Consider the following 12722-nt stretch of genomic DNA (forward strand, 5'->3'; position numbering starts at 1 on the left):
AGTTGTGTCCACGCCATTCGTCGTCGCCATCGACGGACCGTCCGGTTCGGGCAAGTCCAGCACGGCCCGCGGCGTCGCCCGTCGCCTCGGATTCGGCTATCTCGACACCGGCGCCATGTACCGCGCCGTCACCTGGGCGCTGTTGCGGCGCGAGGTCGACACCGGCGACGCCGCCGCGGTCGCCGCGGCCGTCGGCGAGGTCCAGACCGTCTCGGGCACCGACCCCGACGCCCCGACCATCACCGCCGACGGCGTCGACGTGTCGGTCGAGATCCGCGGTCCCGAGGTCGTCGCCCACGTCAGTCCCGTCTCGGCGGTGCCGGAGGTGCGCACCCGTCTCGTCGAGTTGCAGCGTCAGGCCATCGCGGCCGCCGGCGAGGGCATCGTGGTCGAGGGGCGCGACATCGGCACGGTCGTGGCGACCGACGCCCCGCTGAAGATCTTCCTGACCGCCGACACCGCCGCACGGGCCGCCCGCCGGGCCGCCGAGGAAGGCAGCGGCGACACGGCCGCCACCGCCGCCTCGCTGGAGCGGCGCGACCAGATCGACTCGACGCGCACGACCTCGCCGCTGGCCAAGGCCGACGACGCGGTCGAGATCGACACCACCGACCTCACCCTCGACGAAGTGGTCGACGAGATCGTCACGCTGGTGTGGGAGCGACGATGAGCATCGCCGAGGCGACGCCGGTCAGGTCCGGTCTGCGCGAGTGGCCGCACCGGCTGATGAAGCCGTTCCTGCGGCGCCGGGTGACGCGTCGGTGGGATGTGAACGTGCGCGGCATGGGCTATCTGCCCGGCTCGGGTCCGGCGATCATCGTCAGCAACCACATCGGCTGGCTCGACGGCCCGGTCACGGTCGCCACGGCCGACCGGACGGTGCACGCCCTCGTCAAGGCCGAGTCCTTCGACGGCAAGGCGGGCCGGTTCCTGCGGTGGGCCGCTCAGATCAAACTGCATCGGGGGCGCACCGACGCGGCCGCCGTGCGCACCGCGCTGCGCGTGTTGCGCGCGGGCCAGGTGCTGTTGCTGTACCCCGAGGGGCGTCGTGGCGCGGGCACGGTCGAGGAGGTCTTCGACGGGGCGGGCTATCTCGCCTTGACCACCGGCGCCCCGGTCGTGCCGGTCGCGGTGGTCGGCACCCGCGAGCCGGGCGCCGCCGTCGACGTGAAGCCGCCGAAGGGCTCGCGGATCGACATCGTCTACGGCGACCAGATCCACATCTCGCCGCTCGACTGGCCCCGTGACTCCTGGCAGGTCGCCAAGGCCAGCGACCAGATCGCCCGGGCGCTGCGCCAACATGTCGAGGACACGCTCGACCGGTTGAAGCGCGAGCTTCCCGGGCCTCCGCCGGTGCCCGACCTCGTGGAGGAGGAGCCGGTCGAGGAGGAGCCGGTCGAGGAGGAGATCGTCGAAGAAGAGGTCGTCGACGAGGAGCCCGCCGCGGACGAGGGCGCCGAGGAGACGACGGACGAGGCGGACGAGCCCGAGGAGCCTGCCGAGGACGCCGACGCTGACACCGAGGAGACCGCCGACAGCGACGAGGAGCCCGAGCCCGAGGAGCCGGAACAGGCCGACGACGAGCCGGACACCGAGGACGAGCCGGAGGAGCCCGCTGAGGACGCCGATGCGTCCGATGACGCGGAGCCGGAGTCCGAGGAGACGGACGAACCCGACCCCGACACCGACGCTGACGACGAGAACACCGACGACACCGACGACCAGGGATCGGATAAGAGCGCATGAGCGACATCGAGGCCACCGGGCCGCTGCCAGTGCTGGCGGTGATCGGTCGGCCCAACGTCGGCAAGTCGACGCTGGTCAACCGCATCATCGGCCGTCGTGAGGCGGTCGTGGAGGACGTGCCGGGCGTGACCCGCGACCGCGTCCCCTACGAGGCGATGTGGAACGGCCGCGTCTTCACCGTCGTCGACACCGGCGGCTGGGACCCCGACGCGCGCGGCCTGGCCGAGCGCATCGCCGCGCAGGCCGAGATCGCCGTCTCGGTGGCCGACGCGGTGCTGTTCGTGGTCGACGCGACGGTCGGCATCACCGACGCCGACGAGGCGGTCGTCAAGATCCTGCGCTCCTCGGGCAAGCCGGTCGTGCTGGCGGCCAACAAGGTCGACGACCAGCGCACCGAGGCCGAGGCGGCCTCGCTGTGGAACCTCGGCCTGGGCGAGCCCCTCCCGGTCTCGGCGCTGCACGGCCGGGGCAGCGGCGATCTGCTCGACGCGGTGCTCGCGGTGTTGCCGGAGGCCCCGCCGGAGCCGGAGGAGGACGAGGAAGGGCCGCGTCGCGTGGTGATCGTCGGCAAGCCGAACGTCGGCAAGTCGAGCCTGCTCAACAAGCTCGCCGGCGAGGACCGGGTGGTCGTCGACGACGCCTCCGGCACGACGGTCGACCCGGTCGACGAGATCGTGGAGATGGGCGGCGGCCAGTGGATCTTCATCGACACCGCCGGTATCCGCAAGCGGGTGCGCGAGGCGTCCGGCCACGAGTACTACGCGAGTCTGCGCACGACGGGCGCCATCGAGCGGGCCGAGGTCGCGGTGATGATCGTCGACGCGAGCCAGACGCTCAGCGAGCAGGACCTGCGTATCATCCAGACCGTCCGCGAGACCGGACGCGCGCTGGTCATCGCCTTCAACAAGTGGGATCTGGTCGACGATGAGCGCCGCTACTACCTGGAGCGTGAGATCGAGCGTGACCTGGTGCAGGTGCAGTGGGCGCCGCGGGTCAACATCGCCGCGCGCACCGGTTGGCACGTCGACCGGCTGGTGCGGGCGCTCGACGCCGCGCTCGACGGCTGGGAGACTCGCGTGACGACGGGTCAGCTGAACTCCTTCCTGGGCCGTTTGGTCGCCGAGCACCCGCACCCGGTGCGCGGCGGCAAGCAGCCGAAGATCCTGTTCGGCACGCAGCCGCAGACCGCGCCGCCTACGTTCGTGCTGTTCACCTCCGGCAAGTTGGAGGAGACGTACCTGCGTTTCGTGGAGCGGCGGCTGCGCGAGGAGTTCGGTTTCGTGGGCACGCCGATCCACCTGCAGCAGCGGGTCCGCGAGAAGCGCAAGCGCCGCTAAGTGGCTCCGGCGTCGCCGCTGCCGCAGCGTGACGGGGTGGACGGGGCGTGCGTGTGTACCCCGCCCGCACGGCGCGGCGTCGCGCCGGAGTGGGCGACGATGGCCGACTGGCTGCGGTCGCGGCTGCCGTCGTTCGTCGATGTCGAGGCGATGGTGGCCGACGGGGCGTTCGTGGACGCCTCCGGACGGGCGGTGCGCGCCGACGACCCCTACCGTCCGGGGACGTGGCTGTGGTTCCACCGGCCGATGCCGGACGAGCCGGTGGTCGCGGGCGAGGTCGAGGTGGTGTGGCGCGACGAGCGGATCGTCGTGGTCGACAAGCCGCCGTTCCTGGCGACGACGCCACGCGGGTCGCATGTGCGGCAGACGGCGCAGGCGCGGCTGCGGGTGGCGCTGGGGTTGCCGGAGTTGCAGCCCGCGCACCGGCTCGACCGGCTGACGTCGGGGGTGTTGCTGCTGACGACCGAGCGCCGGTGGCGTGGGGCCTATCAGCAGGTCTTCCAGCGGCGCGAGGCGATGAAGGTCTATCGGGCGCTGGCTCCGTACCGTGACGATGTGCCCGAGGTGGTGCGGAACCATTTGAGCAAGGAGCGCGGTGTTTCGCGGACCGTGGAGGTTCCCGGCGAGCTGCCCAACGCCGAGACGCGGATCGAGGTGGAGCGGGTGCTCGGCGACCGCGCCGTCTACCGGCTGACCCCGCTCACGGGCCAGACTCACCAGCTGCGGGCCCATCTGACCGGCCTCGGCCTGCCCATCGTCGGCGACCCCTTGTACGGGGCGGGAGAACCGGGACCGTTGCAGCTGCTCGCCGCCGAGCTGGCCTTCCCCGACCCCGTCGACGGCACGCCACGCCGTTTCGTGAGCGGCCGCTCCTTCCCGATCATCGCCCCCTGCTGAGGCTGCCTGAGGCGGTCGGGTAGAGTCTCATTTCGTTGTCACGGGCTGTGGCGCAGCTTGGTAGCGCACCTGACTGGGGGTCAGGGGGTCGCAGGTTCAAATCCTGTCAGCCCGACATTTTCGCCCTGGTGAGAGTCATTCTCACCAGGGCTTTTTTTCTCCGTTGATCGATCTGAGAGTACGGATGATCGCCGCCCGGAGTATTAACCCGGGTGAATTATTTATGGTGATGAGTTCCGTCGAATATGCGCGACCTGTCGCGTTTTCCCACGTCGATGCGCGCACCGACTACCTGTTGTGCTGTGGCCGTGGAGAGCATGGGAGGATCTCCACGGATTAGTCGTGTGGTCCGATCATTCTCGGACTACCTGGATTGAGGAGATTTATGAGCCAGATCAGTGTGACACCGGAGGAACTGAAGCAGCAGGCTCAGGTGTACACCCGCTCGAAGGAAGAGATTGAGCAGGCCATCCAGAACGTCAACCAGATGAACGGGCTCATCGCCGAGCAGTGGAAGGGCCAGGCCTTCCAGGCGTACCTGGCGCAGTACGAGCAGCTGTCGGAGAGCGTGAAGAAGTTCGAGGAGCTGTTGGTGAACATCAACCAGCAGCTGAACACCTACGCGGACACCATCGCCGAGCGTGACGCGCAGGATGCGCAGAGCTTCGGCTTCTGACCGCCTTCTGGTCGCGGAGGACTCGGAGCGGCGGTCTTTCCTCGTTCGGGGTCTCCTCGCAGGTGTGCTGACCGCCGTGGTGACGGTCAGCACACCTGTTTCCGCGTTCGCGACCGATGGCGGCGAGGGACAGGGCGGGGGTCAGTTGGACCTCAACACCACGGTTCTGGTCAATGACCCGGTGAGCGCGGGCTCCGTGGGGGACTTCCCGATCCGTGGGAGTTTGTTCTCGGCGGATTTCGCCGCGCTGCTCCAGGAGCAGCAGCGGCGGGCGGCGGAGCGGTTGAGCGTCGCCGAGACGCTGGACTTCACAAAGACCGAGTCCGGGGCGGCGGAGTACGAGCCGGTCAGGGCGGTGCTTTTCGAGGACTACACGCCGCGTGAGGTGTTCTCATCGGCGGGCGACGAGCAGAGGAGCTCCTCGTTGCTGTACATCGCGGCTGCTGTGGTCGGGGTGCCGCTGACGTTGGTGGCGGGTGTGTTGATGGGCAGGTTCTGGGCGAGGAGAAAGCGGGCGGTGTCATGATCGAAGTCACTTTGGAGCACATGGGCAAACACGTCGATCTGGTAGTGCCTGGCGAGGTCACGTTCGATCGGCTGGCAGAGCTGATCCGTGACGGGTTCGCCGCGAAAGGCACAGCGCTGCCCGCGGATTTCTCGTTGTCGCTTGACGACAAGGCCCTCGACGTGAGCGGCTATGACGCCGTCTCGTCGTTCGGGATCGGCAACGGCGACCGTCTGCGCATCGTCGTGTGAGGGATCGAGGTCCTAAAGGAAGATCGCGACCTCTAGGATTCACCGGGTGATGCGCATTTCTGTGGAGGGCATGGCTCTCGATTTCGACCGGAGTTCTGACGTCCTTCGGGTGGAGGCGGAGAAGAACGGGTTCGACGCCGCGTCCTTAGATGTGATCGCTCGCTACGTCGACGCGCGTGAGACCGACACGGGGCTCGCCCTCGATTACCGTCTGGCCGCCGACGAGATCAGCTTCCGCGAGGCGATCGGCCAGACGCGGACCAAACTCGACCGGTTGCTGTTGGCGCAGCGGCTGTCAGTGTGCGCTGGCGACCGGGGTGGTTTCACGGTGCCGCTGATCCATCCGGACAACGTGTTTGTGACGAGCGGCCGGCTCCGGGTGGTGCACGCCGGATTGCAGGGCATGCTGGCCCCGACGGCGTTCGACGAGGCGCGGTTCCTCGCCTCGACGCAGGCGATGGTGTTGCAGGTGTTCAACCCGAAGCTCGCTTTTGAGCAGATCCTCGACGGATCGGCGGCCCTCAAAGACAAGTTCTCGACCGCGGTGCGGACGACGGCCAGCACTGACGAGCTGTTCGCCTACATCGACGGGCAGGTGCGGGAGGAGCAGGCGAGGACGGCCGCTGCCGAGGTCAGCGTCCCCAAGCGCCGTTACGCCTGGTATCGCGTGGTGGGCGTGGTCGGTCTGATCGCCGCGCTGGTCGCGGGCGTGTTCGCGTGGCAGACCGCGAACCAGGACCGTCAGAACACCGCGGTGATCGCCGCTCAGGCGCGGTTCCTCGCGCATGACTATGCGGGCACGCTGACCGAGCTGGAAGGCCACGACGCCGAGGACCTGCCCACGTCGGCGCAGTACGTGGCGGCGGTGTCGAGCGTCAACCTCCACGACCTCACGACGACGCAGAAGCAGACGATCGTCAACACGCTCTCGGAGAAGTCCGACGAGGTGACGTTGCGCTACTGGATCGCGATGGGCCGAGGCGAGTTCGAGGACGCCCTCGACTACGCGAAGAACCTCGGCGACGACCAGCTCACGCTGTTGGCCTACACCGACCTGTACCAGGCGACGAAACTGGACACGAAGATGGCGGGCGAGAAGAAGCAAGAACTCCTCACCGAGTACGAGGAAGCCATCGACGAGTTGACGGCCAAGCTCAACGGGACCGACGAGACGGCGACGGAAGAGTGAGCGTGTCAGCCGCCAGGCGAACCATGGGACTCCAACAGACCGGGCTCGACTCCCGGCTCGACCAGGCCGAGCTGCTGTTCCTGGTGTACGTGTTGGACGGGCGGCGTGCGACCAAACTGTCGCTGACCGAGGAGCGTCCCTTCGTCGACTATCAGGGCCATGTGTTCAGCGTGGTCAACGACAGGCTCTTCGTCGACGGCGACCATGTGGACGCCGGACCGCGGAGGGTCGGCGACCTCGAATGCGTGGTCGTCTCGGCGGCGGAGGCCCGCACGGTGACGTTCATTCCCGACGACCGTCACGACCTGGTGATCGGCGACGCCCCTCATGCGGGCGTCAAGGTCGCGGACACACCGGTGGTCGTCGTGCATGAGGGCTCGTTGATCGTCGACGCGCGCGATCAACGGGTGTATGTGGACGGTGTCGCCGTGGACGGGCGGCAGGTCTGCGACCTCGACGTCGGCACGGTGGTGCTGACGGCCGGGTATCTCTTGGAGAGGCGTCCGGCGCAGTTCAAGGTCACGACTTTCGTCACGGAGGCGGTCGTCGACCCGGCGAGGGCGTTGGTCCAGCCTCCGGTGAGGGAGTTCCCCGAGGGCTTCCCCGACTACCGGCGGTCTCCGAAACTGAATCTGGAGACGAGCGAGGCCGATTTCCGGTTGCAGCCGCCGGAGAAGCCTCCGGCGCCGCCGAAGAACCGGGTGTTGCAGATGATCCTGCCGCCGGTGGCGATGCTCATGGCCTCCGGTATGACGGTGATGCTCGTCGGCACCAACCCGGCGTTGATGGTCGGCATGGGGCTCGCGAGCGTGCTGATGGCGTCGTTCAGCGTGTCGCAGTACATCGCTGAGAAGAAAGAGACGAAACGAACGGCCATCCAGGCCGAGGAGGACTACACCCAGTACCTCGTGCGGACCGTCGCGGATGTCACGCGCGCGCACGCCGAGGAGGGCGAGGTGCTGCGGTATCAGCAGCCGAGCCCGAACGAGCTCGCGGACCTGGTGGAGGTGTACGACCGGCGGATCTACGAGCGCCAACGTTTCAACAAGGACTTCTTGCGCGTCTCGCTCGGGCTCTCCGACCGTCCGTCGACGCTGAAGGTGACCTCCGATGTGCAGGACACTGACGCGCGCGAGGAGGCCCGTCGGGTCGCCGACCTGGCGCTCGGCTTCCAGACACAGCGTGAGGCCCCGACGCCGGTCGAGTTGGCCGGCCAGACGCTCGGGTTCGTCGGCCCGCCGGACGTGGTGGCGACGCAGTTGCAGTCGCTGTTGTTCCAGACGGCCTTCTTCCACTCCTACCGCGACGTGAACTTCGTGAGCCTCATCTCCCGCGAGGCCTACCGACAGACGTGGAGCGCATGGCGGCTGCTGCCGCATTTCACGTTGCAGGAGTTGAACATGCGCGGCCTGGTCTACAACGACCGGCTGCGTGACGTGGTGCTGAACAGCTTCTACCAACTCCTGCAGAAGCGTCGCCAGGCGGTGAAGGACGCGGGACGGCAGAAGCCTCTATTCGCTCCGCACTATGTGTTCACGATCTGCGACGACGAGCATCTGAGGGGCCACGGCGTCAACGAGCTGCTCGCCGAGGACATGAGCGAACTCGGCGTGACGGTGATCTGGTGCAGCGAGGACGAGAAGCTCCTGCCCGAGACGGTCACCGCCCTCGTGCAGGCGCCCAACATGGTCAAGGGCGAACTGGTCACCGACAACGACGTGTACGTGGCCACGCCGTTCGCCCCGTACGCGACGCCGCCGGGTCTGGAGCGGGCGCTGCGGAAGCTGTCGAATCTGAACCATCTCGAAGTGGAGAAGAACGCCGTCCCAGAGGCGTTGAGCCTGCTGGAGCAGTACGAGGTGAAGACGGTCGAGGATCTGCGAATCGCCGACCGGTGGGGTCAGGCCGAGCCGAACAAGTCGATCGCGTCGCTCATCGGATGGCGCGGCAAGTCCGACCACGTGTACTGGGATCTGCACGAGCGGGCGCACGGCCCGCACGCGCTCGTCGGCGGCACCACCGGCTCGGGCAAGTCGGAGTTCCTGACGACGTATCTGATCGGTCTGGCGATCAACTTCTCGCCCGAGGACGTCGGGATGCTCATCATCGACTGGAAGGGCGGCGGCATCGCCAACACTCTCGATGAGTTGCCGCACTTCATGGGCGCGATCACCAACCTCGACGGCGCTGGCACGGCCCGCGCGCTGGCGAGCATCAAAGCCGAGTTGGACAAGCGTCAGCGTGAGTTCGCGGTCTACGGCGTGAACAGCATCAACGCCTACATGAGCCTGTATAAAGAGCGTCACCGGCCCAAACCGGATGTGAAGTACCCGGACAAGCCGTTGCCGCACCTGGTGTTGGTGTCGGACGAGTTCGCCGAGCTCAAAGCCAATGTGCCGGAGTTCCTCAACGAGCTCACCTCGGTCGCGCGGATCGGCCGAAGCCTGGGCGTGCATCTGATCCTCGCCACCCAGAAGCCGAGTGGCGTGGTCAACGACCAGATCGAGGCGAACTCGACTTCGAAGGTCGCGCTGAAGATGGCGAGCGAGCGCGACTCCACTGAGTTGTTGAAGACCACCGACGCCGCTCACATCACCAACCCGGGCCGCGGCTACCTGAAGGTCGGCCAGAACGAGGTCTACGAACTGTTCCAGAGCGGCTACGCCGGCGTCGCCTACGACCCGGACGCGGTGGTCACCGAGCAGGTCGACGAGCGGATCTACACGATCAACGAGGTCGGGCAGTACGAGTTGTTCTACGACCCGGGCGAGGACGTCGAGCAGGGCAAGGACACCAGCGACCTGCCCACCCAGCTCGAGGCCGTCATCGACACCATCGCCACGATCTTCCATGAAGATGCCGCCCTGGCCATGCCGGACAAGCCGTGGCTCCCGAACCTCGCGAACAGCATCCCCACCCCGGAGCCCGCTAGCGCGGGGTTCAGCGTGCCGTTGGGAATGCTCGACGTCCCGTCGCGTCAAGCGCAGGAGAACTACGACCTCGACTTGGTGAAGGCCGGGCACACGGCGCTGTTCGGCAGCCCCGGCTACGGCAAGTCGACCGTGCTACAGACGCTGGTGGTCAACCTCGCGAAGGCCAGTACGCCCGAACGGCTCCATGTGAACCTCATCGACTTCGGCAACAACGGCCTGCTGCCGTTGAAGGATCTACCGCATGTCGCCGACATCGTCACGTTGGAGGAGGCCGAGAAGCTCGCCAAGATGCTCGACAGCGTCGCTGGGCTATTGGCGGCCCGCAAGCAGTTGTTCAAGGATGCCGGGGTCGCGAACCGTGAGCAGTACACTGCGAAGACGCGGCAGGAACTGCCGGTGGTCGTGAACGTCCTCGACGGCTACGACAACCTCACCGGCAACGACCGGCGCAAAGACCAGATCGACAACCTGCTGATGCAGGCGCTCCGTGAGGGCGCCGGCTTGGGCGTGTATCTGGTGATGAGCGCGAGCCGGGTCGGCGGGGTCCGCATGAACATGCTCAGCAACATCTCCACCAAGATCTGCCTCTACATGAACGAGGAGGCGGACTTGGCGCAGTTGATGGGCCGCGAGCGACTCATGCAAGTCGACGCGCCCGGTCGGGGCCAGGTGCTCACCGACACGCCGACCGCGATCCAGTTCTACCAACCGGCCGCGGGCGAGAACAGCTCCGAGGTCCTCGCCGCTCTCGAACAACAGGTCGCTGTCTTGGACGAGGGCTGGTCGGGGCCACGCCCGAAACCTATTCCGATGGTGCCCCACGAGCTCACGGCGGAGGTGTTCGACGAGAGCGCTTCGGTGCAGGCCCTCGCGAACGCCGGCGGCGTGCCGCTGGGATGGTCGAAGGCCACCACCGAGGCGCGGGGCTTCCTGCCCCGCTCGCAGCCTTACTTCCTGTTCGCGGCGAAGGACGACGAGCAGGAACTCCTCTTCCAGGAGACTCTTCTCGCCCAAGGGGCACGAGTGAGGACCGAGTTCATGGTCGTCGATTTCGATGAGACTTTCGAGGAGGCGCTCGACCGCACAGCGCTCCCGGCGAACTTCAGTCGTATCACCGCCAAGGGCGACGCCAGCCAGGTCGTCGCGGGCATCGTCGCCTATTTGAACCTCCACAAGAAGAAGGAGCAGGGCGCCCGCATGGTGCTGGTGATCGCGAATCTGCCGAACTTCATCACCGCGACCGGGCTGAAGCCCGATGACTTCATGCTCGCGTTGAAGAACACCCACAAGGCGGGCCTCGACTTCATGATCTTCAGCAGGCACGACTACATCGCGAAGTCTTTCGACGCCGTCCCGAAGGCCGTGCGCGATCTGAAGTTCACTGGCCTGATCGGCGCACGCGCCTATGACAGCCCGCTGGTCAAGAGTCCCGGCGTCTCGAGCGAGCGCGAGTCCGCCGCTGACGAGCCGTTCTTCGTGCTGCGCGGCGGAAGTGGTTTCGAGAAGATCAAGCTCCCGCAGCCGAGAGGAGCCGCCACATGAGCACGACCCCAAACCCCAAAGCAGCGGAGAACGAGACTCCTGAGTTGTTGCCGTTGGGAAGCGCCGTCCGGATCGAGGACGACGAGGGCGTCTACGTCGTCATCGCGCGCGGCTTCCAAAAGCACAACGACGGATTTCTCGCCGGATACAAGGCCGTGCCGCACCCGCAAGGGGCGGCGTCGGGGGTGCGGGAGATCGTGATCCGGAGTACGCAGATCACGAAAGTGGTCCACTCCGGTTACGAGACGGAGAAGGACGCCGTGTTCGCCAAAGAGCAGCTCGCGAACGCCAAGACACCGCCGAAGAAGCCGCCCGCGCGCGTGGTCGAACCGGACCTGACTGTCGACCTCAAAGCCCCCGCCAAACCGGCCCTGAGCGCGCCCTCCTCGCCGGTGGCCGCAGCAGGAGGAGGGGCGTCGTCGCCGGGTATAGTACGGGACGCGAAAGACCCGTTCAGAGATCTACGAAACAAAGGAAAACAGTGATGACCGAGCAGCAGCCCGAGACCCGTCAGCAGGAGAACAAGAAGTTCCTGCCGCTCGGAAGCATCGTCATCCTGAAAGGCTCGGTCAAGAAGCTCCTGATCGTCAGCCGCGGGTCCATCGTCGAGGGCCGGTTTTTCGACTATGGCGCTTTCCTCTACCCGGAGGGCATGGTCGACACCAACATCGCCTACTTCAACCACGACGACATCCTGAAGATCGTGCACGAGGGGTACCGTGACACCGATGACGAGCTCGTGCTCGAGATCCTCGACAACGCCTACGCCGAGTTCCAGAAGGAACAACAAGAGGCCACTCCTGCTCCCACTCCGGTCACGGCGGCCCCCGTGGCTACTGAGGCTGTCGACGACCCGTTCGCCAGCGTCCGAGACCTGGATGACGAATGAGTGACGCGCAAGCGTTAGCGCAGATCCAGGAACTTGACGAGATCATCAGCCGTTTGGCCAGCGTGCTAAATGACTTCGCGGGTTTTGATTTCAGCAAGTACAGAGAAGCGGGTTCAGGTCTGTGGAAGGGCGAGAAGGCTCGGGCCTTCTCGGAGAATTTCAACATGGGCTTGCTGGGGCCTGCCGGAGTCCTACTGGAGATCGGCGCCGCTATCAGCGAGTGTCGGGCTAAGCAGCTTGCGCTTGCCAGCTCCATGGAGTCGCCGGAGATGCAGGCCGCGTTCGCGCCATTGATGTATTTCAGTTCTTGACCGACGCTTGATCTTCGACAATCCGTTCAATACGTTATAAGGGGAAGTCATGGCTGTAAGTCCCGATACGGTGGGTTTGGCTCCTGGCTATAGGAGGGACACTCGTGAGGTCGCTACTTTCACCTCCGCTGTCGCTGGCGTCAAGGACGGATGGACGCGGCCGAGTAACGTTGACGTTCCAGGCGTGAGAGCGATCTTTGAGATTTACGCTGATCTCTCGCGGTTGATCGCGTCTTACGGAGCTCTAGTGGAAGCCGATACGCATGAGTTCGACCAGCTCGGCGTGACGATCGAGGTTTTTGACGAGAGTATCGCTTCGTGTGGGGTTGAGTTGTGAGTGTGGTGGAGTTTTCTGCTGATTCGTGGCAGGGGGCTGCTCCGGGGTTGATGGAGGGGTTGGGTCGTCGGTCTGAGCCGTTGGGTTTGTTGGCGAAGGCGTTGGAGTC

Annotated in this window: 12 protein-coding genes and 1 tRNA gene; all 13 read left to right on the forward strand. The window is 66.3% G+C overall.

Going from position 1 to position 12722, the window contains the following annotated elements; genetic code table 11:
• Positions 1 to 4 precede the first annotated feature (4 nt).
• The 13 genes from cmk to QM621_RS10690 all read left to right on the forward strand — a co-directional run bounded on the left by cmk (position 5) and on the right by QM621_RS10690 (position 12276).
• Positions 5 to 670 (forward strand): (d)CMP kinase, encoded by a 666-nt coding sequence (gene cmk / locus QM621_RS10630; protein WP_414990354.1) that lies wholly within the window; start codon positions 5 to 7, stop codon positions 668 to 670.
• Positions 667 to 1746 (forward strand): lysophospholipid acyltransferase family protein, encoded by a 1080-nt coding sequence (locus QM621_RS10635; protein ID WP_414990355.1) that lies wholly within the window; start codon positions 667 to 669, stop codon positions 1744 to 1746. The genes cmk and QM621_RS10635 overlap by 4 nt, the downstream gene beginning before the upstream one ends.
• Entirely contained in the window at positions 1743 to 3083 is a 1341-nt protein-coding gene (gene der / locus QM621_RS10640) for a ribosome biogenesis GTPase Der (protein WP_414990356.1), read from the forward strand. The genes QM621_RS10635 and der overlap by 4 nt, the downstream gene beginning before the upstream one ends.
• Positions 3084 to 3134: 51 nt before the next feature.
• Complete coding sequence (locus tag QM621_RS10645) at positions 3135 to 3980, forward strand: pseudouridine synthase (protein WP_414990357.1); 846 nt, start codon at positions 3135 to 3137, stop codon at positions 3978 to 3980.
• Positions 3981 to 4021: 41 nt separating this feature from the next.
• A tRNA-Pro gene (locus QM621_RS10650) sits at positions 4022 to 4095 on the forward strand.
• Positions 4096 to 4365: 270 nt separating this feature from the next.
• A complete protein-coding gene (locus tag QM621_RS10655) occupies positions 4366 to 4656 on the forward strand; it encodes a WXG100 family type VII secretion target (RefSeq protein ID WP_414990358.1) in 291 nt (96 codons plus the stop codon).
• Positions 4657 to 4720: 64 nt separating this feature from the next.
• Positions 4721 to 5182 carry a hypothetical protein gene (locus tag QM621_RS10660; protein WP_414990359.1) on the forward strand — a complete coding sequence of 154 codons (462 nt, stop codon included), beginning with the start codon at positions 4721 to 4723 and terminating at the stop codon, positions 5180 to 5182.
• Positions 5179 to 5412 (forward strand): hypothetical protein, encoded by a 234-nt coding sequence (locus QM621_RS10665; protein WP_414990360.1) that lies wholly within the window; start codon positions 5179 to 5181, stop codon positions 5410 to 5412. The genes QM621_RS10660 and QM621_RS10665 overlap by 4 nt, the downstream gene beginning before the upstream one ends.
• Before the next feature lie 49 nt (positions 5413 to 5461).
• Positions 5462 to 6601 (forward strand): type VII secretion protein EssB, encoded by a 1140-nt coding sequence (gene essB, locus QM621_RS10670; protein ID WP_414990361.1) that lies wholly within the window; start codon positions 5462 to 5464, stop codon positions 6599 to 6601.
• 23 nt (positions 6602 to 6624) lie between these two features.
• Entirely contained in the window at positions 6625 to 11076 is a 4452-nt protein-coding gene (gene essC / locus QM621_RS10675; RefSeq protein ID WP_414990362.1) for a type VII secretion protein EssC, read from the forward strand.
• Entirely contained in the window at positions 11073 to 11561 is a 489-nt protein-coding gene (locus QM621_RS10680) for a DUF4176 domain-containing protein (protein ID WP_414990363.1), read from the forward strand. Before essC ends, QM621_RS10680 begins: the two co-directional genes overlap by 4 nt.
• A complete protein-coding gene (locus QM621_RS10685) occupies positions 11561 to 11965 on the forward strand; it encodes a DUF4176 domain-containing protein (RefSeq protein ID WP_414990364.1) in 405 nt (134 codons plus the stop codon). The genes QM621_RS10680 and QM621_RS10685 overlap by 1 nt, the downstream gene beginning before the upstream one ends.
• Complete coding sequence (locus QM621_RS10690; protein WP_414990365.1) at positions 11962 to 12276, forward strand: hypothetical protein; 315 nt, start codon at positions 11962 to 11964, stop codon at positions 12274 to 12276. The genes QM621_RS10685 and QM621_RS10690 overlap by 4 nt, the downstream gene beginning before the upstream one ends.
• The last annotated feature ends 446 nt before the right edge of the window (positions 12277 to 12722 follow it).

Source organism: Aeromicrobium sp. (genome assembly GCF_047606445.1).
In the GTDB taxonomy this organism is placed as follows: Bacteria; Actinomycetota; Actinomycetes; order Propionibacteriales; family Nocardioidaceae; genus Aeromicrobium.